This is a genomic window from Dyadobacter sp. HNCC25DJ187 (assembly GCF_056895255.1).
Genome location: NZ_JBXHAT010000001.1, coordinates 1,062,860 through 1,086,691, shown reverse-complemented (window position 1 = coordinate 1,086,691; position 23,832 = coordinate 1,062,860). Strand labels below are relative to the sequence as shown.

Annotated in this window: 19 protein-coding genes; 3 read left to right on the top strand and 16 right to left on the bottom strand. The window is 43.8% G+C overall.

Annotation, left to right across the window (positions count from 1 at the left end; all coding sequences use genetic code 11):
* Positions 1-9 precede the first annotated feature (9 nt).
* From AC1XUE_RS04425 to AC1XUE_RS04415, 3 genes are all read right to left on the bottom strand, one after another.
* Positions 10-1,395 carry a TolC family protein gene (locus AC1XUE_RS04425; RefSeq protein ID WP_483354719.1) on the bottom strand — a complete coding sequence of 462 codons (1,386 nt, stop codon included), beginning with the start codon at positions 1,393-1,395 and terminating at the stop codon, positions 10-12.
* Positions 1,396-1,562: 167 nt separating this feature from the next.
* A complete protein-coding gene (locus AC1XUE_RS04420) occupies positions 1,563-2,954 on the bottom strand; it encodes a sensor histidine kinase (protein WP_483354718.1) in 1,392 nt (463 codons plus the stop codon).
* Between the two features lies 1 nt (position 2,955).
* Positions 2,956-3,630 carry a response regulator transcription factor gene (locus AC1XUE_RS04415; protein ID WP_483354717.1) on the bottom strand — a complete coding sequence of 225 codons (675 nt, stop codon included), beginning with the start codon at positions 3,628-3,630 and terminating at the stop codon, positions 2,956-2,958.
* A 358-nt stretch (positions 3,631-3,988) separates the two neighbouring features.
* Between AC1XUE_RS04415 and AC1XUE_RS04410 the strand changes: the two genes are divergently transcribed.
* Complete coding sequence (locus AC1XUE_RS04410) at positions 3,989-4,807, top strand: glycosyltransferase family 2 protein (protein WP_483354716.1); 819 nt, start codon at positions 3,989-3,991, stop codon at positions 4,805-4,807.
* A 2-nt stretch (positions 4,808-4,809) separates the two neighbouring features.
* Here AC1XUE_RS04410 and AC1XUE_RS04405 read toward each other — a convergent pair whose 3' ends face one another.
* The 12 genes from AC1XUE_RS04405 to AC1XUE_RS04350 all read right to left on the bottom strand — a co-directional run bounded on the left by AC1XUE_RS04405 (position 4,810) and on the right by AC1XUE_RS04350 (position 17,830).
* Positions 4,810-5,883: a glycosyltransferase gene (locus AC1XUE_RS04405; RefSeq protein WP_483354715.1), complete on the bottom strand. Its 1,074-nt coding sequence runs from the start codon at positions 5,881-5,883 to the stop codon at positions 4,810-4,812.
* A complete protein-coding gene (locus AC1XUE_RS04400) occupies positions 5,873-6,970 on the bottom strand; it encodes a glycosyltransferase (protein WP_483354714.1) in 1,098 nt (365 codons plus the stop codon). The genes AC1XUE_RS04405 and AC1XUE_RS04400 overlap by 11 nt, the downstream gene beginning before the upstream one ends.
* Before the next feature lie 187 nt (positions 6,971-7,157).
* The gene (locus tag AC1XUE_RS04395) at positions 7,158-7,550 is read right to left on the bottom strand and encodes an SPW repeat protein (protein ID WP_483354713.1); all 393 of its coding nucleotides are present in this window, start codon (positions 7,548-7,550) and stop codon (positions 7,158-7,160) included.
* Between the two features lie 104 nt (positions 7,551-7,654).
* A complete protein-coding gene (locus tag AC1XUE_RS04390) occupies positions 7,655-8,044 on the bottom strand; it encodes a hypothetical protein (RefSeq protein WP_483354712.1) in 390 nt (129 codons plus the stop codon).
* Positions 8,045-8,195: 151 nt separating this feature from the next.
* A complete protein-coding gene (locus AC1XUE_RS04385) occupies positions 8,196-8,630 on the bottom strand; it encodes a DUF2141 domain-containing protein (protein ID WP_483354711.1) in 435 nt (144 codons plus the stop codon).
* A 90-nt stretch (positions 8,631-8,720) separates the two neighbouring features.
* Positions 8,721-9,299 (bottom strand): porin family protein, encoded by a 579-nt coding sequence (locus AC1XUE_RS04380; RefSeq protein WP_483354710.1) that lies wholly within the window; start codon positions 9,297-9,299, stop codon positions 8,721-8,723.
* Between the two features lie 269 nt (positions 9,300-9,568).
* On the bottom strand, positions 9,569-10,330 hold the full coding sequence (locus tag AC1XUE_RS04375) for a LytR/AlgR family response regulator transcription factor (protein ID WP_483354709.1): 762 nt from the start codon (positions 10,328-10,330) through the stop codon (positions 9,569-9,571).
* Positions 10,311-11,387 (bottom strand): sensor histidine kinase, encoded by a 1,077-nt coding sequence (locus AC1XUE_RS04370; RefSeq protein ID WP_483354708.1) that lies wholly within the window; start codon positions 11,385-11,387, stop codon positions 10,311-10,313. Before AC1XUE_RS04370 ends, AC1XUE_RS04375 begins: the two co-directional genes overlap by 20 nt.
* A gap of 53 nt (positions 11,388-11,440) precedes the next feature.
* Positions 11,441-12,082 carry an HdeD family acid-resistance protein gene (locus AC1XUE_RS04365; protein WP_483354707.1) on the bottom strand — a complete coding sequence of 214 codons (642 nt, stop codon included), beginning with the start codon at positions 12,080-12,082 and terminating at the stop codon, positions 11,441-11,443.
* A gap of 70 nt (positions 12,083-12,152) precedes the next feature.
* Positions 12,153-15,308, bottom strand: coding sequence for an efflux RND transporter permease subunit (locus tag AC1XUE_RS04360; protein ID WP_483354706.1), 3,156 nt, complete (start codon positions 15,306-15,308; stop codon positions 12,153-12,155).
* Between the two features lie 61 nt (positions 15,309-15,369).
* The gene (locus tag AC1XUE_RS04355; protein WP_483354705.1) at positions 15,370-16,434 is read right to left on the bottom strand and encodes an efflux RND transporter periplasmic adaptor subunit; all 1,065 of its coding nucleotides are present in this window, start codon (positions 16,432-16,434) and stop codon (positions 15,370-15,372) included.
* 40 nt (positions 16,435-16,474) lie between these two features.
* The gene (locus tag AC1XUE_RS04350; RefSeq protein WP_483354704.1) at positions 16,475-17,830 is read right to left on the bottom strand and encodes a TolC family protein; all 1,356 of its coding nucleotides are present in this window, start codon (positions 17,828-17,830) and stop codon (positions 16,475-16,477) included.
* Positions 17,831-18,090: 260 nt separating this feature from the next.
* Between AC1XUE_RS04350 and AC1XUE_RS04345 the strand changes: the two genes are divergently transcribed.
* Positions 18,091-19,272 carry an acyloxyacyl hydrolase gene (locus AC1XUE_RS04345; RefSeq protein ID WP_483354703.1) on the top strand — a complete coding sequence of 394 codons (1,182 nt, stop codon included), beginning with the start codon at positions 18,091-18,093 and terminating at the stop codon, positions 19,270-19,272.
* A 32-nt stretch (positions 19,273-19,304) separates the two neighbouring features.
* Here AC1XUE_RS04345 and AC1XUE_RS04340 read toward each other — a convergent pair whose 3' ends face one another.
* Positions 19,305-20,066 (bottom strand): MBL fold metallo-hydrolase, encoded by a 762-nt coding sequence (locus AC1XUE_RS04340; protein WP_483354702.1) that lies wholly within the window; start codon positions 20,064-20,066, stop codon positions 19,305-19,307.
* Between the two features lie 448 nt (positions 20,067-20,514).
* Here AC1XUE_RS04340 and AC1XUE_RS04335 point away from each other — a divergent pair, with 448 nt between their 5' ends.
* Positions 20,515-23,820 (top strand): SusC/RagA family TonB-linked outer membrane protein, encoded by a 3,306-nt coding sequence (locus AC1XUE_RS04335; RefSeq protein ID WP_483354701.1) that lies wholly within the window; start codon positions 20,515-20,517, stop codon positions 23,818-23,820.
* The last annotated feature ends 12 nt before the right edge of the window (positions 23,821-23,832 follow it).

Genomic DNA, 23,832 nt, shown 5'->3' with positions numbered 1-23,832 from the left:
AGAGACTTGTTAATTAGGTATTTGTTCCAGGAATAGATTCATATCTCCGTGAGCAGCCGCTTTCATCAGTAACGCTCTCCAGAGGTTATTGACCGAAACCAAATAATCTGTCTGAGCGTTATTGTACAGGTCGCCTACCTGCGTGAGCACCATGATGTTTTCAAGTCCGCTTTCGTACCGGGCATTAGACTGGGCAAGAGCCTGTGCAGCTGCTGCCACCTGAACCGGGGTTTGCTCGGCGGTTTGATAAGCCATGTCAAACTGTAATGCGGCATTTTTCTGACTGGTCGTGAGCTGTTGGCTGATTAACTTATAACTTTCTTTGATAGATACAGCTTGCTGCTGTTGCGAACGGTAGCGGTGGCGTGTTTCAAAATAACGGGTTGGGTGCCAGGTAAGCGTACCGCCAAGCATGTAATTATAAGCTCTGAACGGCAAGCCTTCTGTAATAGAGGAATTGATCGTGAAACTTTGGTCCGAGTTGATGCCTTGGGAGATGCCACTACCGCGCCCCCAAACTGAACCCATCAGTGAAAATGTTGGCATGTTGTTGAGTTTGATGAGCTTTGCAGTATTATTGGCAATATCCATTTCAAGTTGTTTAGGCTTCAGTCTGGGATGAGAGGCAAGGCCAACAGAATCCATGAGGGGTTGATAGGGAAGCTGCCTGTAAAAGTGCATGGTATCGATCCTGATTGTTTCACCAGGGCGACCAATAAGCTCAGACAAAACTACATGCTGCATCTGTGCCACATTGAGACTGTTCATGTATTGTATCCGCGCTTTGGTTGCTTCGACAGCGGCTACGGAACTATCAATTCCAGCTTTCAGCCCCGACACTGCGTTCGCGCTGGCAACAGTGAGAATATTCTGTGTACGCTGCACGTTTCGTTGCTGCAGCTGGGCGATTTTTTGAGTGTTCAAAGCCAGAAGATAGGCATCTATCACCCTAATCTGATGCTCAAAAATCTCCTGCTGCAGTAGTTGACGGGAATAAGACAGTTTACTTTGAGCAACAATTTTATCTGCTTTGAGCCTTCCAAAAGTAATGGCTTTCCAATCTACAGTGAGTGCTCCCAGGCTGGTCCATGCAGGTTTGCTGTCGAAATCAGTAAGTTTAATTCCGCCTGCAACCGGTACAGCCAGCCCGTCCACGCTGTAATAGGCCCCACGGACCTGATTTGATGTGGAAAACAGTGCCTGCGCCTGAAAACCAGCTTTGGGAAGATATGAAGCACGCACGGCACTTACGTCATTAGCTGCGGACTCAATCTGTGCAGCCCGGCTTTTAATCAGCGGATAATTGTTTTTTGCAAGATCCAGCGCTTCTTTCAGTGTGAATACGAGTGTATCCCGATGCTGCGCCTGAAGGCTTGGACGGCAAATACAGACCATGAATATGATCTGGTATAGAACGAAACGGAAATTTGGCATTCTTACATCTGTATTTATTCAAATTCAAAAGTAAGCCGCCACCGTTAAGGTCACATTAGCAGGAAATTAGATTAAATTTAATGCAGATTAAGAAGTTTTAATGTGTGTTAAAATTGAAGCAGATATGCTCATACTTCTCTGATCAAATCAAATGTAAGTGTCACGTTGGTTCCTTGTCCGGCAACGGATTTTATATCAAATGCTGCCCTGTGCAAACGGATGATTTTGTGAGCGAGTGTGAGTCCAATCCCAAATCCTGAAACATTACTGACATTGGAACCTCTTATAAGCGGCTGCAGTACCCGGTCAAGATCTTGGGTGGGAATGCCTATTCCATGATCGCTGATGATAAGCCTGATTTGCCTTTCAGTATTCATTTCAAGATGAACGCTGACAGGCTTTCCGTCAGAATACTTACAGCCATTATCTATAAGGTTGTCGATTGCCACTTTCAACAGTGTTTTTTCTCCTGATACCAAAAGCGCATCCGGTCGTTGACACACACCATCACTGATAGCAAGGAGAATCTGCTGGCCGGGCCAGGTAGCCTGAACAGCATCTATACTATCCATGACAGTTTCTATCAGATCAACCTGATGCGTGTGAATGAAGTCTTCCTCATTCTCCACACGGGCCAGTTGTAATAATCCGTTTGAAAGACTTACAAGCCGATCCAGTTCACTTGTAGCACTTTTGATACTGCCAACCAGCGATTCACGGTCTGTGTCGTACAAAATGGATGTTTGTAGTAATCCCTTCAATGTGGACATGGGCGTACGTAGCTCATGGGAAGCCTGCGATATAAATGCGCGCTGACTGGCGATAAGGCGCTCCTGTTGTTCGAGCAGGTCATTAAAGGCAAGTGCAAGCGTACCGATTTCATCTTTTGGATTGAAGTTTTTTAATCTGAAAGTCAGCGATGTCTGATTGAGGCCTTTGATCTGCTTCAGTAGTGCGTTGAGCGGCTGAAGTACTCTTGCAGCGAAGAAGTAAGCCAGCAGACCAATCAGCAGTACAAAAAACAAATTGCCATAAATGAATAAGTCTTTCAGTGAATGTAGCCGCCTGTGTCCTTCAAGATCATAGGCTGTTACCAATCCCACGTAAGGACGTTCGCCTTGTTTTTGCCCCGGGGCAAAGTAGGTTACAGCTCCGGCATCCTTGGGATAGTCGTGCCCGGCAGACTGGTAAGTGAAATGCAGTTTCCCCAGAGTTCGTATACTGTCAAGTAGTTCTTTCGCTGGATAAAAGTCAAACTTATCAGTGCTTTTGTACACCAGACTGTCATTGCCGGCAAAAATGAAATCGACCTGTTCGGGCAGTGTGCTGCTAATTCTGCCAATTACCTTTCCATCAGCAGACAAGAGTTGCTCGGTAGTAAAAGCTCTTGTTCTGAGACGATCTGTGATGGATTGCTTTCTATAGCTGATAAATGATATGTAAACATACACCGAAAAAAGCAGCAGCACGAAAGACACAAAAATGGTAAACCAGATAACAATTTTATGACGTATCAGCATTTTATCCTCTTAGCATATAACCCATTCCAACCACTGTATGCAGCAATTTTTTAGTATGGCCCACATCAATTTTTTTACGCAAATAATTAATGAATACATCGATAACATTGGTATTGGTATCAAACCGGATATCCCACACTCTTTCGGAGATGTCTACGCGACTGACAATTTTACCGGAGTTCTTCATCAGGTATTCCAGCAGGGCATATTCCCGTCCTGTCAGCTCTATTCGTTTACCATCCCTGGTCACCATTTTAGAACCTGTATCCATGATCAGATCATCGACCTGTATAACTGTATTAGCAGATAATGAACGATCTTTCCTTCTGGCCAAAGCGTTAATTCTCAGCACAAGTTCTCTAAATTCAAAAGGCTTTGCAAGGTAATCATCTGCCCCGGCGCCAAATCCGGTTTCTTTATCTATAATACTGTCAAGCGCTGTCAGAAGCATCACCAACTGGCCGGGATGTATGGTCTTGATCTCCTTACACAGATCGAAACCATTGATCTTGGGAAGATTAATATCTAAAATAACGACATCATACGAAGATGTATTGAACAACCGTAAACCAAGCATTCCATCATAGGCAATGTCAATCTCAAAACCCTCACTCTTAAGTCCCTTTTGAACAAACGAGGCCACATTTGGCTCGTCTTCCACATACAAAATTCTCATTTCACCCATTTTTTACCTAAACGCATTGCCTTGCATCCGAAAGTAAAGATAAGGCTTAAGAATTTGTTCGGGAAACATTTGATAGCCTGACGTTGCTTGTTTGCGACCTCGAAAGGCAATTTTCCTATTGGCATAAAGTCCCATTTTTAGGCGATTTAAATTATAATTTTTTGATAGATCAGGCGAAGCGAGGGTATATTTTGGTATAGGCTGACTCGCGGTAATTCGAAAGATGAGGACTACAGATACAAAGCAGAAGCTGGTATATAACAAGGTAGAATGGTTGAGAAATGAAAAGGATTGCTATCTCTGTGGTGTAATTATTGTATCGGATTCCAAGCAATCAAATCTTTAAAGTATGCCCGTTTCTGTGCTCACTATTGTACACTCCCGCCATGAGGCATTGTTTAATCTGATCCGGGGTTTGGAGTCAAATATTTCTTTGCCTGATGAACTGATCATCGTCCACATGAACGAAGTGGAGCTTAATTGTCATTCCGAACACTTTCCGATACATAGTTATTCTATTAACGCTGATGGGGCACTTCCGCTGGCAGAGGCGAGAAACAAGGCGGCTTTGAAAGCGAATCACCCGTTTCTGATATTTATTGACGTGGACTGTATCCCTTCAAAAGACCTGGTATTTCAATACAGCCACGCGATGGAGAATGAGGATAAGCTTTTTGCAGGACATGTGAAATATCTGCGTGAGGATGCAGCAGCTACGCCGGATTTTTTTGATGAGCTGGATGCATTGAGTTCTCCTGACCCGGTCAGAGCTCAGTTGACGGATCTGTCCTATGAACTATTCTGGTCGCTTAACTTTGGTTGTAGCAAAGAAGTTTTCGCTCAGATCGGAGGCTTTGATACCCGTTTTAAGGGGTATGGTGCTGAGGATACAGATTTTTCCTTTTCGGCAAGAAAGCACAGCGTAGCTCTTGAATTTCTGGATTGCCTGGTGTATCACCAGCATCACGCCAGCTTTGATCCACCTTTAAATCACTTTGAAGACATCATTTTAAACGCAGAAACCTTCTTTACCAAATGGGGTGTTTGGCCGATGCAAGGTTGGCTGAGAAAATTTGATTCTTTAGGTTTGATTAAACAGCATGAGCAGCATATTGAAATGCTAAGACTTCCTACAGAAAGGGAGATACAATCAAGTTTGAAGAAGTAATCTCAGGCTATCGTGAAATTCTGCAACCACGTAGTAGAGAGCTGTTCAGCTATTTGGATGAGTGCACCAGGATTCATTACATGAGACCATCTGTCTTGGGGTAAAGCGCGTGCCTTTTCAATTAATATATCCCACTTGCAATTTGCAAGCTCAAGATGGCTTACGACAATGCACATAGTATTCCTGGCCAGCAGATCGCCTTTGCACACCTGTTCATCAAACGGTCTTGGTTCAGTAATACAGATGAATTTTTTATTCAGGTCCGCCATTTCCATTATTGTGTTGTGCCCGGCATTTCCTATGATAAGTTCACAAGCTGTAAGGATTTGAAATGGGTCAGATATAAGTCGGTGCAGCATCACATTTTCAGGCAAAGAAATATCCGAAACTGCTGGTTGTGTCAGTCCCATCACCTCAAATCTGCAATCAGGACATTGAAGTGCGATCTGCCTGACGGTTTCGTAGTTCAAAGACGTGCCTCCTGATCCGATCAATATGCCTATCCGGTTCGGGATAGGTATGCCAGATTCACTTTTCCGTTGCGAATACCGTGAAAAACCGCCCGAGTAAAAAGTTTTCGCTTCCACCCAATCTTCCTTTGATCTATCCATTAAACTTGCCGGGGATGGAGCGATCAGCAGTTGCGCACATTCGTATGCATGCAAATGAGCCTGATCATTTCTGTTTCCATTTTGTCTGATCACCACGGTTGGAAAGCCTGCAAGCGTGGCCAGCAATGTAATTTCAACGGAAACATCAACAATAAGCAGCACCGGGGATATAGCCCGCAGTACGTTGATAAGCATGGAGGATCTTTCTGCAAGACCTCTTATATTTAGTGGCGAATAATGCAGAAATCCTATATGCTGGTTTTTGGCAAAGAGATCTTCCGGCTTTGCTGTATCCATTGGAAGGTGGAAACGTGCAATGTCAGGTGGTATCAGTTCATGATAAGATCGAAGGTTACTTCCTAAAAAACTGACTGAGCCCTTCGGAAGATGCGCAGCAATAGCCAGCGCACGCATCAGATGCCCCGATCCATGGTGATGGACATAAAACGCGAAATTAGGCTGCATCGGATTCTATCTGCGGGATTGTCTGATTGAGAACAGCATCCAATAATACCTTCTCATATGCCTGTGTCATTAATTCCACATCAAAGTATTTCTCAGCCCTTTGCCGGCATGCATGGCGACTCAGTGTAGCAGCACGATGAATATGCTGCGCCAGATCATGCGCATCATCAGTCATCGACAGACTGGCCGTTCTTTCACATAACAGATCAGGCAGTGCCCCCCGGGATATTCCGGCCACTGGTGTTCCGCAAGCCAGCGACTCTGCAACAACGAGTCCGAACGGTTCATCCCAGCAGGGAGTGATCAGGCTGAGCTCTGCATTCCCAATCAGCTCATTCAACTGATCATTGGTGCAATGTCCGACCATTTCTATATTATCATCCAGTAGTGGCAGGATAAATTGTTGGTAATAAAATTCGTCGCTTACATCTCCGGCAACTTTCATTTTTTTACCTGCTATTTTAGCGGCGTGAATAGCAATATGCAGCCCCTTGTCGGGATGTATTCTCCCAAACCACATAATGTACGAACCATCATTGCCTCCATAATATTGCCACCGCGTCAGATCAATACCATTGGATATCACTTCGCAGTTAGGAGCGTATTCACGCCAGTTTTTTGCATTTGAGTCAGATACCGTCACATATTTGATTTTTCCGGCTGTTTGTTCACGACGGATAGCATTTTTTAGCTCGAAAATGGGTGGTGTGTGCAGTACTGTAACCATCGGGGATTTTACTACCGAGGCCATCATAATCGGAACATAGTTGAGACTGTTATTAAAAATTACATCCAGCTCATCATTATCTATATGCTGCATCAATTCCACATAGGCATGATGCGTCGAGATAAATTCTGTGCTCAGATCACGGGAAGTGAATTTGGAGGAGATTACCGGATGGTACTCATGTTCGGGTAATATGGGTCTCACATTCAGAATGGGGTCGGATCCCGGGCAACCATATAGGATAACATCATGTCCGCGGGCCACCAGACGTTGCGTGATGTCATAGGTGAATGCTTCCAAACCTCCTTTGAAAGGTTTACTGATCGGAAATTTCAGGTGTGCTATAATTCCAATTTTCATGTTTTTTCCAGATGTTAGCTTTTTTGAGATGACCTCCAAATGATAAGGCTGCACACGTAAATAAAAAGTTGTGCCGTGCAATGGCGTGGACGCATCACTCCACCATCATTTATAAAAAAATGTATTTCAGTCTTTGTTCCGGCAGTCATTAAGCTCCTACCAACCAAGTCCACGTCAGGGATATACGTTAAAATTTGGAGTCAAGTAGTTTATCCTGTGCACTTTCAGGATGAGGGAATGCGTTTCGAGCGGTAAATAGGGCAACTACTAATTCAAATAGCCCTAAAATCAGGTGTGGCAGGTATATCACGTCCGAAAAGCCAATTATCCAGGGTGATGCAGCTAAAAACAGGCCGGTTATGATATCCAGATTCAAATGGGTAGATATTGAAAATTCCCGAACGAGTCCGCCTTCGTAGTCAGTGAATATTGACAAGATCAGTATCATTCCCCCCACCGCCATAAGTGTCCAGACGGCAGTCGCAGAATCCTGAGAATTTAATAATGCGGGTGCGGACAGGAAGGTAATTCCTGTAATATAGTCGAGGTAACTGTGGATTTTTGTACTGATCATTTTCATAGCTTATAAGTTTTAGGACCCGTAACAATTTACAGATCGGCGCCCACGTAAAAAATGTATGCCAGTATTATAGTTTCTGCAGCTTGTGAGGGATTACTACAGGTCTACAATTGCCAATGCGAAATGATCAAATGGTCCTGCATTTGGTAAATGCTGAAGAGTCTGGAAAACTCGGTAGCAGATGCATGGGGCATTTCATGGCAAAGAGAAGTGACCTGCAAATATTGATCAACAAAAACGTAATCATTACAAGAGGCCATGGTATCGATATGAATTGAAAAGTGTACATGCTTTTTGAGGATACGCAGATAGGTGGCCACGCCATTTATATTTCTTAAAGTGGCAAAAGGCATGGAGTAATCAATAAACATTGGGTGAAGAAAGAAACACAAATCACCTGTGGATTCGCTATTCCATATGGCAGACAGGTATTCTCTGACCACGGATTCATTGCGTACAGAATCATGCGTTAAATCATCTTGATTACTAAACATAGGCAAGGGCAAATCAATAACGATGAAGCGTGAATGAGAGGACGAGTATTTATGTACATATACAGGTATAAAAGCTGCCGGAAAGGTCCGGCAACTTTTACTCACTACTTATTACTCAATTATTTTCACCCGGTATTTAATGTCGGTAAGGTCACATATACTTCACCCTGATTTGCACATTGTTACCTTCGCTTTTAATCTGGGTTTTAAAGTCGTCGAATGTTGGTTTCTTTAATTTTTCAAGGAAGAAATCAGAAAAGCCGAATCCCTCCTTGGGCATTCCAACGAAGCTCTTTTCCAACTTACCGTCATTGTTTTCATCATCGAGCAGTGTAATGCCATAAGTACCTGCAGTCAGATCTATATGGACGGTCATCTCACCATTTTTGAGCGTTTTTTTGTCAAAAGAATATGTTTTAAAGGCTTGTTCCTTATCAAACCCGGACTGATCCTTAAAAACTTTCACGATGATCTTGCCTTTTGCGGAGCGCACGCCTGAAATATGAATCTGCGTGTTTTCAGCATGGGTAGACGCTATGCATATGCAGATGAACAGAAGTAGTGGGATTAAGATGTTATTTTTCACGGCTCATGTTTGATACTGCTTATTTCTAAAATTTGTTGATCAAGTGCTGGTCCTGAAATCGTAGTAACTTCAGGACCGGTTATTGGTAAGTTAGTTTTTCACGAATGGTATAGCCCAGAAAATACTAGCCTGAATAACACTATTTCTGAAATCCGGATTAATGTTACCAGCAGAAAAATCTCCTACCTTACTTAAACCGGCAATGTAACGCACACCTACTCCAAGTCCGACATTGGAATGGAAACCAATTCCACCAGCAGCTGCAAGGTCAAGACTTTTAGCGAAATTGTTAATCGTTTGATCAGGTATGTTGGATGATGTACGGAAGCCAACCTGTGGACCCAACTCCAGATAGAATCCTCCTCTGGTTTTAAATTTAAGCATCACAGGTACGGTCAGGTAGCTGATTTTGAAATCATTCTTTTGTCCGGCAGTACTTACTTTCGCACCCTGGGTAGAGAAAAGCACTTCAGGTTGAATAGAGAATACTTCTCCAAATCCGTAATTTACTACTCCACCAATATGGTATCCGACAAGCGCATCTGAGTCGATATTCCCACCCGTATAGTTGCTTACGTTAATACCGGCTTTGGGTCCGATGCTGAATGACTGAGAGAATGCTGATACACTGGCAACCAGCATAAGACAGGTAATGATTAACTTTTTCATAACAATTGGTTTTAGTTTTAAACAAAATTCAACTATTAAGAAAAATTATTCCAGCCCTTTAAGGCTTAAACGGACAAATTCCGGGGTGAAAAGTCAGCAGGTAGGGATCTGGGCAAAGAGGAGGAGGCAAAGGGAATTACAGCATTTTTCTATGGTGCTTTACCTGTTAAGACAAGCTGTATAGCGCCGTAATACTACAAGTTACTGTCACTTCAAACAACTACTGTGAAGTGCGGTAAGTCTATCCCATTCAAAAGAAAGCGGAGCTTCTAAGCATTCCCTTCCAGCCATTCCAGAAATGATGAAATCTTTTCTTTGCTAACGGTGATAACTGGCTCGAAAGGAATATTGAGTCCGATAGAGACCTTTCTGCCGAAGTACTGCTCAGCGCTCTGAACCGCATTTCGGTTTATGATAAACTGGCGGTTAGCACGAAAAAAATCAGGGCCTGTCAGCTGTTGTACTTCGTCAAGCGTCTTGCTGATCGTATACGTTTTTTTGTCAAAAGTGTGCAGGTGTGTTAATTCATGCTTGATATAGAAAACAGCAATTTCTTCCGTCTTCACCGGGATAATTTTCTCGCGATGATGTACTAATACAGATGTTGCCCGGGTAGGATTTTTCTGCTGAATCAGCTGCAGAAGACTATTGAGGGAATTGTCAGATGGAGCGGCATTACGGAGCATTTTGTATTTGTCTAATGCCTGCTGAATTTCCTGCTCTTTGAAAGGTTTCAATATGTAGTCAATCCCATTGGTTTTAAAGGCACTGATCGCGTACTCATCAAATGCTGTGCAAAAAATGATAGGGACTTTGACGTCAACTTGACTGAAAATTTCGAAACTTAGTCCATCTCCAAGTTGTATATCACTGAATATGAGATCCGGTTGAGTGGACTGGGCAAAATACCCAACCGCCTCCTGAACAGAACTGAGCGTTGCCATCAGATTGGCATCTGGCGCAAGCTGTAAAATCATATCTGCAAGGTCCTCGGCTGTCAGCCTCTCGTCTTCAATGATGACTATATTCATGGTCAAGAATTTTGATACTTACTGAAAAGAATGATTCATCAGTTTTAATAACAATGTTGTCTCCGGACAATATCCTGTAACGTTCCCTCAGGTTTGCCAGTCCGCTTCCCGTGGAAGTTTCCATCATCTTTTTCGGCCTGAAATTGTTGCGTACAACCAAACAATCATCCTGTCGGGAGATGGTGATTGTGAGGGGGTGTAGTGTTGTAAGTTCGTTATGCTTGATTGCATTTTCGAGCAATGGCTGTAAAGAAAAGAAAGGCAGGTATTGATCCGAATCAATTGCTGTTACTTCCTGGCCTACCTGGTAATCGAGGGCTGTTCCAAATCTGATCCGCTGCATTTCCATGTAGTCTTCGCAAAGTTTCAATTCCTCGCTGACTGTGGCCAGACCAGAACTGTTTCTACTGATAGAAGCCCTGAGAAAGTCAGATAACCGGATCAGGTAGGCGTCGGCAGTTTGCGGGTATTTTTTGATCAGAGACCTCAATACATTGAGTGCATTGAATAAGAAATGAGGCTGAATTTGTTGGCGTAGCAATTGATTTATCGTGTCGGTATTTACAGATTTTAGCCTGAGTAATTCCAGTTCGATTCTGCTTTTTTCGTATTGACTCAGCACAAAACTCTGAATCAGAAAAATGAAAAGATACAGCATCAGACTCACATAAGGCATATAGGCATATACCCGCCATCCGGTCAGGTTTCGCCAGTGGTCATTTGCCGCATTAGCTACCAGAATTCCTCTTTGACGAAGCGAGTATTCAATGTAATGGCAGATGACGACAAACACAATCGTACACAAGTAGCCGGTGATAAAAGTCTTTCTGTCAAGAAGTCCCTTTGCTGAATTCTGTTTCTTATGGTAAAAAATAAGAATGGCTATATTGGAAAAGAATACGGCTGTAAAAAGGCCCAGCGAGATGATGGCCCGGAATATACTTGAAGCCAGATCGTCTGAATTGTTATTACCAATGATCAGTGATGCGACAAGCAGTAGCAGCATCATTTTGCCGCTCTGGCGGATCAGGTGTTTAACGGGCAGGGTTTGTTGCATGCTAATCAATCTTCATTTTTAAACTCGGGCTCGATTTATTAAGTTACCGGAGATTATTCTTTAAGCTTATCCTGAACAATTTCATAGGGAGTATCCGTCGGTTGCCCTGACTGCCAGCCTTCACGCGTTCCAGCCGAGGTAAATAGTTTGCTGAACCTCTTGATGATCAGCGCCAATCCTATGAAAAGTATTCCAATAATCATTAAGCCTATACCTGTGAACAAAACTATTGAGACGCCTATGATCTCCGGATTGGTGGCAAGCATAACCGCCGAAATGATTCCTGCAATACTCAGTATAGCAAGCATATACCAATTGGCAATACCCCGTGATTTGATGCCGAATGAAAAAAACAAACCCTGAACCGATCTGACCGCTAACTGAATGGCGAGAAGCAGGGCGATCAGGGTGGTAGCAGAGCCCGGATTAAAAAGGAAATAAATACCTGAGGCAACTATAAAAATGGCTCCTGCTATGTGCAGTGTCCTGTTTGGAAGGTTGGTTCTGGTATAGTAGAACAGCTCAGCAGCAGCACTTACTATAATAAAAAGGCTGATCGATGTAACAACGATGGTCGTTACAGCTTCAGGCGCCGAGAATACGTACAGGCCCAACAAAACAAATAAAACCCCTACGATCAGGGGTATGTACCAATACTTGAGAAGTGAGTTTTTTGCGTTTAGTATCGTCTTCATATTGCAATTTTTTGAACCGTAGTTAGTCTGGCGGGCATTAGTCCGCCAGACTAACTACAGCATTTACATATCAATATTCCAACACTTCCTTATGCTCATAAGGTTCAGCAGCGAGCTCATCTACGGGCAGCGGCGGGGTATTCCAGCCAAAGCGATCCATGATGTTGTCAAATATCTGATAGATAACCGGCACGACGATCAGCGTCAGGAAAAGCGAACTCATCAAACCACCGATGATCACCCACGCCAGCCCGTTTTTAAGCTCGGCACCAGCGCCACTGGCCATAGCAATCGGTAACATACCAATCACCATTGCAATGGTTGTCATCAGGATCGGACGCAAACGTGCACGGTTGGCAAGAAACAGTGCCTCATACGTTTGCTTTCCTTCTGCTTTAAGCTGATTGGTAAAGTCAACCAAAATGATCGCATTTTTTGCAACAAGCCCAATGAGCATGATGATACCCAGCAACGTGAAGATATTAAGTGTATTGTTGGTCAGGGCTAAGGCGAGCAAAGCACCGATAATACAAAGCGGAATGGAGAAAAGAACTACCAATGGGTAAGCAAAACTGTTGTAGAGACCAACCATGATAAAATACACCAGTAGAATTGACACAACAAGTGCAACCGCAAGCGAACCGAACCCTTCGGACTGGCTTTCCATATCACCACCCCAAATGTAGCTCACTCCGGCAGGCTTGGGTATATCTTTAATGGCTGTCTCCAGGTCTGCTACCACCTCGCTGGCAGAGCGTCCAATGGCCTGCGACTGTACTTTCACCGAGGTGTTTTTGTCTCTTCTTTCCAATTGACTTGGTCCGGAGCTTTCACTGATCAATGCAAATTGAGATAGCTTTACCAGTTCGCCGCGTGAATTGGTGAACTGAATGTTGCTCACATCATTTACATTCTTTCTGTCATAGTCGTCAAAGCGTACATTGATATCATATTCATATTGTCCCTGACGGAATTTGCCGTCTGTATTACCGTTGAAGGCAAGTTGCATCGTTGCTCCGACAGTCTGCAGGTTCAGGCCAAGTGCCGTCATTTTATCCCGATCCACCTGTACTGAGATTTCCGGATTTCCTGATTCTGCCGACAGCTTTGCTTCCACGGCACCTGAAATGCCGCGTAACTTTGCCAATACTTTGTCAGAATAGGCTGTTACACTGTCCAGGTCAGAACCCGTCACGATCATTTCAACAGGAGCACGCTGGGCCATTCCCAATATGTTAACAGGCAATGTTTTTACTTTTGCTCCGGTCAGTTCTCTTTCCAGCTCCTGCTTTACTTTGGCTGCAAATATATCAGAAGATTCATCTCTGTCTTTTTTGTCAACCAATTGTACGGTGATCTCAGACTGATAAGTAGGAGAGAGTGTGGCTATACCACCAGAGCTGGATTGCCCCACTGTGGTGATGATCTTGGTAACTTCTTTCTTTGTCGACAGGTAGTCTTCCGCTTTTCTTGTCAGTTGATTGGTCTGCTTAATAGATACATCTTTGGGCAATTCAATCTGTACAAGAAACTCACCGCGGTCGCCCATGGGCATAAATTCAGCGTTAATAAACTTGTTGGTGATCAGCGTAAAGGAACTGAAAAGCAGTACGGTTATCAGCGCAAGGGTAACAATTTTATGTGAAAGGCACCATTTCAGCAGTCCGGCTACCCAGCCGGTAAATGCTTCGATTTGTCGTTCAAACCAAAGAATGAAACGGCCATAAGCGTTTTTATTGGTCATGTGTTCCAGCTTTCCAAAACGTGATGTCATCAAAGGAACAAGTGTGAAAGAAGTAAGCAAACTCAAAAGTACTGCAATGACTACCACCAGGCAGAATTCTCTCAGAATAAGCGCGACCATACTACTGCTCAGGGAAATCGGCAGGAACACCACTACGATTACCAGTGTGATAGAAATAACGGTAAATCCAATTTCTTTCGCTCCGTCAATAGAGGCACGAACCCGGTTTTTACCCATTTCCATGTGTCGGTATATATTTTCAATGACCACAATAGCGTCATCGACCAGAATACCGACCACCAGAGAAAGTGCGATCAGTGACATCAGGTTCAAGGAGAAATTCATCAGGTACATGCCTATAAATGTCGCGATCAGAGAGGCGGGAATGGCAATCATTACAATCATGGCATTACGTAGACTATGCAAAAACAGGAGCATGATCACCGCAACCAGTACAATCGCCAGTACCAAGTCAAAGACTACCGCATCGGCTGATTCGAGGGTATATTCAGAACTGTCGCTGGCAATAGCGATATTGAGCCCTGCATTTTTATATTCCTGATGTAATTGCACCAATATATTCTTTACCGCCTTGCTTACTTCCACTGCATTGGCGTCTGATTGCTTGATGATCTGAACAGTCAGTGCACTTTGGCGGTCTACACGCGCGATTTTCTCTACATCCTTTTGAACGTCCTGTACATCAGCAATCTCAGTAAGACGGATCTGAGCTCCCTCTTCACTCGTAGCAACGATCAGATTTCGCAGCTCATCTACCGATTTGTATTTACCAGCCAGACGAACCAGGATATCCTGATTTCTTGATTTTACACTACCGGTTGGAAAATCAAGGTTGGAAGCCATAATAGCCTGTTGAACCTGAGAGATCGAGAGTCCATAAGCCTGCAATTTGGCTGAATTTACATTGACCTGGATTTCACGTTCCTGACCTCCGACAAGATTTACCTGCGCTACACCATTGATACGGGAAAGTACAGGTTGAATACGCTTATCCATCAAATCAAAGAAAGATGCATCGTCCATTTTGGCAGTGGCAGCCATGGTGATGATGGGCAAATCATCCAGTGAAAATTTGTTCAATGATGGTGTTTCGGCGTCATCGGGCAGTTCTGATAGCACAGCATTTACCTTTCGCTGTGCATCGTTCAGTGCTAAATCGACATCCGCATTGTCGGTCAGCGTGATGACAATAGAAGAAAGACTTTCGTATGATGTTGCTTCGAGTTTTTTGATGTTTTCCATCGTTGCAACAGCATCTTCCAGTTTTTTAGTTACCGTGTTTTCCACCTCTCCGGGAGATGCCCCGGGATAGACCGTGTTGATGGACACCACACCCGGAGAGAATTTAGGGAGCAGCTCATAATTGAGCGCGAAGTAACTGATCAAACCAAACAGGGTCAACGCAATGAATACGATGATGACCAGCGTGGGGCGCTTTATGGATATATTGGCTAAAAGCATATGATTCTTTTTTATACAGGTAAGATGCCTTCGCGAATGGAAGGAGAGACTTTACCCTTGGTTAGTTTTTCTGTACTACTACGGTCGCACCGTCAACAAGATTGATTTGTCCGGAGGTAATAACCGACTCGCCTTCTGTAAGACCAGACAAAACCACCACCGATTCACCAAGAATAGGCCCAGGGGTTACCGTTTTAAGCTTGGCCTTATTGCCTGCTTCCAGTACATATACCTGATTGGAATTTACACTGCCCACAAATGCACCGCGCGGCACTACAATAGCCTCTCCCTGTTTTTGCGATTTGAAAATTGCACTCGCATACATACCTGCGCGTATTTTGTTATTTCGATCGTTGTCTACCTTGATTTCCAGCGGGAAGTTCAACGCGCCGTCAGCACGTGCAGCGATGAAAGAAATTCTTCCCGAGAAGGTATCTTCGGGAAACACCGGAACTTTGATGTCCACTTTATCACCATTTTTCAACTGCACCACCTGGCTTTCATTCACTGCTACAGTCAGCTTTAGCTGTGATACATCTACAATATCAAACAGTGCTGTGCCTGCTGACAGGTAGGTTCCTATTTCAATATATCTCTTGTTGATCGTACCGGAAATCGGTGCTTTCACATGCGCGTCACTGATTCTTCTCTTTGCCTGCTGCACCTTGTTATCCGCATTTCTGAGCTGCAAATTAATATCGTCCAGCTGTGACTGAGTTACGCCTCCTGTTTTGAAGGAGCTCTCATAACGCTGCTGATCCGTTTTTAATTTTTGATAGGAGTCTTCTGCATTTTGCAGATCAAGCGAAAGAAATTTATCATCAATCGTAGCAAGGATTTGTCCTTTACTCACGCGGTCACCTTCTTTAACTTTGATGCTTGTAATAACCCCGCTGGTTTCGGCTGTCAGTTTCAGATCCTGATTAGGTACGAAATTCCCGTTAGAGTTAAAGTCTGTATCAAGCTCTTTCTTTTGCACTTTAACTAATTTGACAGAAGCCGCACCGCTTCCTTTGTTAACGACCTCAATTTTTTCCTGATTCTTCTTTTTGTTATTGCTCAGGACAAATCCGATCAGTACTCCTGCAGTAACAATTACGACGATGGTTATAATAATTTTTTTCATTGCTGTGTTTATGTTAGAATGCGCTATGGCACTGATGGCCTTATTTATTGATGAGTGATTTAATTTCTCCCCTCGACTTGATGAGTTCTATTTCAGCCACTTTGTAGTTCAGTAGCGCTTCGTTATAACTGTTCTGTGCAGTAACCAGCTCCGACTCTGCATCAAGCAGATCTGTAAGGGTAGCCAACCCATTTTTATAGTTATTCTGTGTACTTTCAAAAACTTCCTGCGCCAGTTCCTGGTTGACTTTCTGTGCATGTATTGCTTCCAAGCCATAGGAAAGCTGTTTTTGTGCATTGTTATAATTCAGATGCAGATTGTTATTGGTTTTGCGGATGTCTTCATTTCCTTTCATGATGTCAAATTCGGTTTGTTTTCTTCTTGCCCGCCTGGAGTAACCATCAAACACAGGTATTTTAAGGTTCAGACTTACTGCTGACGCATCGAAGTTAAGCGCGTTGCCCGTGTAAAGATTGAACCTGTTGCTTTGCGTATTGTAGGTATAATTCCCACTGATAGAAAGAGTGGGATAGGCTTCTGCCATGATCGCCTGGCGCTGGAAATCCAGCAGCTCCTGCTGTTTGTTAAGTACCTGATAGGAGAGTAGTACACGCGGATCGAACGGCTCGTTGCTCACAGGAGGGCCGGTCGGTAGTTCTGTATTTTCGATGGTCTGGTCAACAAGGATAATTTCTGTATCAATAGGCATCCCCATATAATACTTCAGCATGTTTTCCTGTTGCGAAATCGCATTCACCAATTCCAGACGCTGCGTTTTTACATTGCTTTTGTTTACCAGTACCCGATCCAGGTCAATTTTCTTTGCAAGACCGTTTTTATATTGTCCGCGAATAATTTTTTCAAGCTGATCGATGCGTTCAATATTGGCATCCACCACTTTGATTTTTTCGCGGGTGATGACGGTCTGATAGAAATTGGCTGCTACCTGCTGCATCACATTTTCTTCGCTGAGCTTTGCCGACAGTTCGTAAAACGCTACGCTGCTTCTGGCTGCTTTAAGTCCGGTAAACACCTGTTTGTTAAATATCTGCTGGCTGAATTGAACCTGCGACATAGCACTCCAGGTTTGCCCGGCCTTGATGGCGATGAACTCACCAGGAGCTCCTCCAAAAGCCTGGGCAGGCAATACAAATTGCTGTACCAGAATGTTTCCTGTTACTGAGCTGTTTATGTCCACTTTGGGAAGGGCACCCGCTTTGGTTTCCACCACCCTCTGGCCTACCGTTTCGATATCAATCCTGGCCTGCTTAATCACCTCACTGTTTGCCAGTGCATATTCCAGCGCATTCTGAAGCGTGACGCTTGTTTGCGCCCTGGAACTGCCCGCCAAAAGCGAAGAGCACAGCAGAATAGCAAAAAATTTAAATTGCATCATCTTTGGTTTTTTAATTTTGATGATACAAAACTCAGAATACAGGATGCGTATCGGAAGGGTCAAATAGTTGAAACGGACAAATCAGAGGGTGAATAGTCAGTGTCGTTTCAGGTGCCGGTTTGGCTGTTTCGGGGCCTGCATTCTTTTACCGATGAGAGCTTTGATGTACTTTTGCATTTCACCACAGGTAGGGAATCCACTACTTTTTAGTAAATCCAAAACCTGAGGTAAGGGATATTATAATTCATCAACACCAATTTATGAAGTCAGTTTTATACAGGCACACAGGTCTGTTTTTAATCGTTTCTTTGATTTCTTCTCCTCTTAAAGCGCAGATATATCCGCGTTATGCCGTAAAAAAAGATACAACGCAGCAAACTGTACCTGGCAGAAAGCCATTATTGATTTTTCAGATAGAAAATGAGAATGGAGGCATGATTCCCAATAATGCTCAGGTAAAGGAAGACTTTAATGACATCTATTACAATGGGATTAATCTGAGAGTGGGTTGGCAAACCAGAACCGGCGGAGATCCATACCATGAGCGATATAGTTTCCCGGTATATGGGATGGGACTATATAGCAGTACTTTTCATAAGCCTGAAATAGGAACACCTGTTGCTCTTTATGGATTTGTAGCTATACCAATCAAGCCTGCAAGATTTAGCCGTTGGGACTTTAATTACCGGATCTCGCTGGGGATTGCTTCCGATTTCCGGCCATTTGATGAGCAGGAAAACCCGTTGAATATCATGTTGGGTACCAAGCGGAATGTATATATTGACCTGGGTGCACAGGCTAACTACAGATTGGGCAAACACCTGCAGTTAGGTGCCGGACTTGCCTTTAAGCATTTTTCCAATGGTTCTATGAAACAACCCAATAAGGGGATTAATCTGATTCCTACTACACTGTCTGTTACCTACTTTCCAAAAGTTGAAGGTGATATTTTTAAAAAATTGAAGCCGGATCAGTTTGAGAATTCCTTTATGCTGCATACCAATTACGCAGCCGGAGTAAAACAGCTGGATCCTAAAAATAAAAAACGATATTTTAAGTCCACGCTGGGTGTCTATGCAAGTCGCTCATTGGGAGCCAAATGGAGGTTGGGTGCAGGAGGAGATTTGTTTTATTCGGCGTCCGGAAATGATGAACTCGTTGCTGGCACTCGTGCCGGTGAGACCGGTGCGCTGCTATCCGGTGGGCCTGCCCTGTATTTTGATCATGTATTAACTTCAAGGCTATACCTGAACGGCAACGTAGGTTACTATCTTCACAGAAATGATTTCAACGGTGAAGTGAGTCCTATGTTTCTTCGAATAGGTGTACGTTACAAGGTGTTGCAAGAACTGTATGCAGGCGTGTCCATCAAAGCACACGCAGGAAAGGCGGACTATATCGAGTGGACATTGGGTTACTCAATGGCTAAGATCAAATGGTGAAATACAGCAGGTTCAGATAGGGCAGGGTACAATCAAAACTTTACTACTGAACGCTGTTTGGCATGACAAAAAAGGATGGTCCAGTGCTCCGTTTCGGCCTGTGTTTGCCACTGAGTTCGCAGTTCCATGGATTTGCGGCCATCAAAATCATTTTTATAGTTGAAGTTATTGGTCAGATAACTGTACTGTGGCAGCTCATCAGCGCCATAAAAAATGATCCCATCTTTCTCTTTAATGGTAATGGTCTGGTGATACGGCGTATGACCTGAGCTCACCTGATAACTTACCTGCTCTGTAATTTGTCCATGGTCATCTTGGAGTGATACAACCTGCGGATGATCGGCTAATAGTGCGAGCGTAGGTTGATGGTAGGATGGATTGCCGGTTTGTTGTCTGGCGAAATCCATTTCCCGCTTTTGCACATAATAGGTTGCATTTGGAAATGCAAGTTCTCCGGAACCATCAGTTCCTTCTATTGCACAGCCGCCTGTATGATCTTTGTGAAGATGGGAAAGAACCACATGCGTAATCTGGGTGTTTGTGATGCCTTCCTTTTTCAAGGATTGCAGAATTTGGAGTTCCCCATTCTTCTCAAATCCCAACCCTGTATCCAATAATATATATGCATCTCCGATATTTACCAGAAATGGCGTAACGCCTACCAGCACGCCCTGTGACGGTTGGCCTTTCGACGGATCGCCGCCCGACCTATTTTCGGTCTGATTGTCGTAAGCAACAAAGATTTTACTTCTGTCGACAGTGAATAGTCCTTCGGACAGGGCTGTGATTTTCATTTTGGTTGTTTGAGATAACTGAAATCAGATCGGAAGAACGCAAAAGTAGTTTCCTACGCCCAATTTGCAAAGCAAAACTTACCTTAATGAGCAGTATAAGTAGTACGTAGAAGATGACTGGTAATTGCACTATTAGAAGTACTGCTCAGGTTTGGAATATCTTGTAAAGTGATTTTTTAAGAAAAATATTGTTCTGTAAAAAAATAATACGACATTTGCCTATCGGATAAGTAGATTAATGTAAAATTATAACCCTGACCCACCATGATATTCCCACCAATTCAAACAAGTTGTTGAAAATCAGGTAAAGTTTTTGACTGAATTTGAGTCCGTCCGAAAAGGCGGATACGGCTTTTCTATGCCTATATATTTATAAAAAATTCTCGCTACTCTTATTATTAATTCCAATTTTACCTCCGTGTAAAGCGTCGGGGGGTGACACATCAATATGAAAAAACAACTATTAATCCCGGTCATGATAACTCCTGCCAGGCGCTACGGCTCAAGCAAATTTTTTCTTGCCGCACTTGCCTGCTCAATTGGCTCTGTGCCATTTTTCTCACCAGCACATGCCGAAAAAACAGTTGCTATAACTGAGCATCGCTCTTATTTTAATCGTGGAATTTCTGGCACTATTAGCTTGCTGCGGGATGCAGAACAGGAAATTGCAGGTAAGGTAACAGACGATAAAGGTGAAGGTTTGCCTGGTGTTAATATCTTGGTGAAGGGAACACAAACAGGGTTTCAGACCGATGAACAAGGTAATTATAAGATACGTGTAACTCAGACTTCAGGGTCACTGGTGTTTACGTTTATCGGATACGTGAGTCAGGAAGTGAAATTTGGTGCTGATTCCGGAGAAATCAATGTGAAGCTGGCAGTTGACACAAGACAACTCAATGAACTTATTGTAACAGGTTACACAAGTGAAAGTAGGAAATCATTCACCGGGTCTGTTTCGAAGATCAACGCCAATCAGCTCGAAAACAGACCTGCGCAAAGTCTCGACCAACTATTGGGAGGACAGGCGGCAGGTGTCAATATAGTTCAACCGAGCGGCACGCTCAATAGCACTCCCGTTTTCAGAATCAGGGGAATCAATTCCATTACATCCTCGGTGTATCCTTTGTTTATCGTAGATGGAGTTACCGTTTTCACCGGCTCAGCGGGTGGAGCTGTTGGCAATAACCCTTTGGCGGATATCAATCCAAGTGATATTGAATCAATAGATGTACTGAAAGATGCGTCAGCAACGGCTATCTACGGTTCCCGCGCAGCAAACGGGGTAGTGGTGATCACGACCAAGAAGGGTAAAAGAGGCGGTACGAAAGTGACCTATGACGGTTGGCTGAGTTTCAGTACTCCTTTCAATTTGCCGGAAATGCTCAATGCGCAGGATTACGTAACAATAAAAAATGAAGCAAGGGTGAATGCCGGTCTCGCGCCAGGCTTTGTGCTGGGGACGAATCCGGATGGCAGTGCGATCAGTACCGACTGGTATGATGTTGCCTACCAGACAGCGGTTTCACATAACCACAATGTGAGTTTTTCAGGAGCTACAGAACAAACCTCATACTTTGCAGCGGTCAATTACTCCGATCAGAACGGAATTCTCAAAACCAATAAATTCAAAAGACAGGGTGCGAGGTTGAATCTGGATCACAAGCTCAATAAGTTTATCACGTTAGGTACCAATGTATCGTTTACCAATTCGATTAACAGCGGGCCCAATTCAGGAGGCGTGGCTCCGAATTCAATCGCTTCTTCATCTGGGAACAGCGTTAATACACAATATATAGGTCTGCAACCTCTGGCCCGGCTAACCTACATTTTACCACCCAATGTGCCGGTATACAATGCGGATGGCAGCTACAATATCAATACAGCGAATGGTAATATCGGATATGGACCTAACAGTCCTTCATTAGGCGTTTTTAATGCTTACAATTTGCAAACTATTCTGGATCTTGATAAAAATACGTCAGAAAACAACACATTGATAGGGAGTGTGTTTGCAGAAGTAGCATTACTGAGCAATCTGAAATTGAAGACTGTGTACGGGGTGAACAATCTGGTGGTCGAGAATACGAGTTTCAGAAATCCGTTCAGTTCAGAAGGATTCCCGAATGGTGGTGCTGCTACCAATTCCAACTCAAAGTATTACCGTTCCAACTGGACCAACACGTTGAGCTATGATACGCAGTTGGCTGAAAGCCATAACATCAGAGTGCTGCTGGGGCATGAGCAGATCTACAGAAAAATCGAAGGATGGGGAGCCACCCGTTCAGGATTGTCGGATCCGTTCTATTCAAGTTATCAGGGCGGCTTTACCAACATCATACCTGCCGCGAATGTGCAGGCGGAGAATGGTCTTTTATCCTTTTTTGGTACAGTCAATTACGATTACCGTAAGAAATACCTGCTGAGTGTGAACCTGAGACGTGACGGACTTTCTGCTCTGGCAGAGGGAAACAAGTGGGGTAATTTTGGGGGAGGATCTGTGGGCTGGAATATTTCAGAAGAAGGCTTCTTTCAAAATGCCGGTATATCCAAATGGGTTAACAACCTGAAGATTCGAGGAAGTTATGGTGTGGTAGGAAATAGTAGTCTGGATGATTATGCGTCGCTGTCACAATACAGCAGTGGCACCTATTCCGGTTTGCCAACACTGTATTTTAGTCAGGCAGGTAATTCCTCATTAAAATGGGAAACCAGCAAGAAGGTCGATGTCGGTTTTAGCGCGGGACTTCTCAATAACCGGTTTACGGTAGAAGCAGCCTACTATCAGAACAACATTGACGGGCTGATACTGAATGCGCCTCAGGCGTTGTCTCAGGGAATTCCCGGTAACTCTATTGCTGCAAACGTGGGTTCGCTTTACAACAAAGGGATAGAACTGGCGATTACGGCGCAACTTATTCAGCACAAATCGTTCCGCTGGTCCGCTGATTTTAACATATCAACATTAAAAAACAAGGTAACCTCTCTGGGTGCAGGTGGTGATATCTATCCGGCTGTGCTAAGTACTTTTGGTATACAAAATGTGACCCGGGAGGGCTATTCGGTAGGATCTATATTTGCTGTGCCTGTGAATGGCATCAATCCTGAAAACGGTAACAGAATCTACATCAACCGCAATAATAGGGAAGTGCAGTATGACGCTGTCACCAAAGCATTTACCTATTTGAACGGAGAAGCGGCTCCGGTTATCGACAACTATGCGGATGGAAGAATACAGGGGCCGTCGCTTCCAACCTATTACGGTGGATTGAACAACAATCTCTCTCTAGGCAGGTTTGATTTGAATATCGGGCTGATATTCTCTGGCGGCAATAAGCTTTACAATGGAACAAGGTCTACTATTTCTGATCAGCGTTATTTCAACAACGGGACTTTCATTAAAGACCGCTGGACTACACCGGGACAGATCACAGACATCCCAAAACTGGTTTGGGGTGACAGTTTCACTGGTGGTTTCTCGTCTGCAAATGCTGCCAATGTAGAAGACGGCTCTTTTATTAAACTAAAAAATATTGCACTTAATTACCGTGTGCCGCTCAACTCGGACAGGATCGGACGATACATTTCGTCGGCCCGACTCTACGTGCAGGCTTCCAATATCCTGACTTTTACCAAATATACCGGATCAGACCCTGAGATATCCATCAACGGGAACTCGATCAATTCAGGTAAGGATCAGAATGTACCTGCAAATGCTTCGGTGTTCACAGTTGGGTTAAATCTGGGTTTCTAAGCAATTGACATT

Bases quoted from the DNA above. Each gene is read 5' to 3' on its own strand.
- AC1XUE_RS04425 (WP_483354719.1), bottom strand. From the start codon at position 1,395: ATGGTCTGTATTTGCCGTCCAAGCCTTCAGGCGCAGCATCGGGATACA.
- AC1XUE_RS04420 (WP_483354718.1), bottom strand. From the start codon at position 2,954: ATGCTGATACGTCATAAAATTGTTATCTGGTTTACCATTTTTGTGTCT.
- AC1XUE_RS04415 (WP_483354717.1), bottom strand. From the start codon at position 3,630: ATGAGAATTTTGTATGTGGAAGACGAGCCAAATGTGGCCTCGTTTGTT.
- AC1XUE_RS04410 (WP_483354716.1), top strand. From the start codon at position 3,989: ATGCCCGTTTCTGTGCTCACTATTGTACACTCCCGCCATGAGGCATTG.
- AC1XUE_RS04405 (WP_483354715.1), bottom strand. From the start codon at position 5,883: ATGCAGCCTAATTTCGCGTTTTATGTCCATCACCATGGATCGGGGCAT.
- AC1XUE_RS04400 (WP_483354714.1), bottom strand. From the start codon at position 6,970: ATGAAAATTGGAATTATAGCACACCTGAAATTTCCGATCAGTAAACCT.
- AC1XUE_RS04395 (WP_483354713.1), bottom strand. From the start codon at position 7,550: ATGAAAATGATCAGTACAAAAATCCACAGTTACCTCGACTATATTACA.
- AC1XUE_RS04390 (WP_483354712.1), bottom strand. From the start codon at position 8,044: ATGTTTAGTAATCAAGATGATTTAACGCATGATTCTGTACGCAATGAA.
- AC1XUE_RS04380 (WP_483354710.1), bottom strand. From the start codon at position 9,299: ATGAAAAAGTTAATCATTACCTGTCTTATGCTGGTTGCCAGTGTATCA.
- AC1XUE_RS04375 (WP_483354709.1), bottom strand. From the start codon at position 10,330: ATGAATATAGTCATCATTGAAGACGAGAGGCTGACAGCCGAGGACCTT.
- AC1XUE_RS04370 (WP_483354708.1), bottom strand. From the start codon at position 11,387: ATGCAACAAACCCTGCCCGTTAAACACCTGATCCGCCAGAGCGGCAAA.
- AC1XUE_RS04365 (WP_483354707.1), bottom strand. From the start codon at position 12,082: ATGAAGACGATACTAAACGCAAAAAACTCACTTCTCAAGTATTGGTAC.
- AC1XUE_RS04360 (WP_483354706.1), bottom strand. From the start codon at position 15,308: ATGCTTTTAGCCAATATATCCATAAAGCGCCCCACGCTGGTCATCATC.
- AC1XUE_RS04355 (WP_483354705.1), bottom strand. From the start codon at position 16,434: ATGAAAAAAATTATTATAACCATCGTCGTAATTGTTACTGCAGGAGTA.
- AC1XUE_RS04350 (WP_483354704.1), bottom strand. From the start codon at position 17,830: ATGATGCAATTTAAATTTTTTGCTATTCTGCTGTGCTCTTCGCTTTTG.
- AC1XUE_RS04345 (WP_483354703.1), top strand. From the start codon at position 18,091: ATGAAGTCAGTTTTATACAGGCACACAGGTCTGTTTTTAATCGTTTCT.
- AC1XUE_RS04340 (WP_483354702.1), bottom strand. From the start codon at position 20,066: ATGAAAATCACAGCCCTGTCCGAAGGACTATTCACTGTCGACAGAAGT.
- AC1XUE_RS04335 (WP_483354701.1), top strand. From the start codon at position 20,515: ATGAAAAAACAACTATTAATCCCGGTCATGATAACTCCTGCCAGGCGC.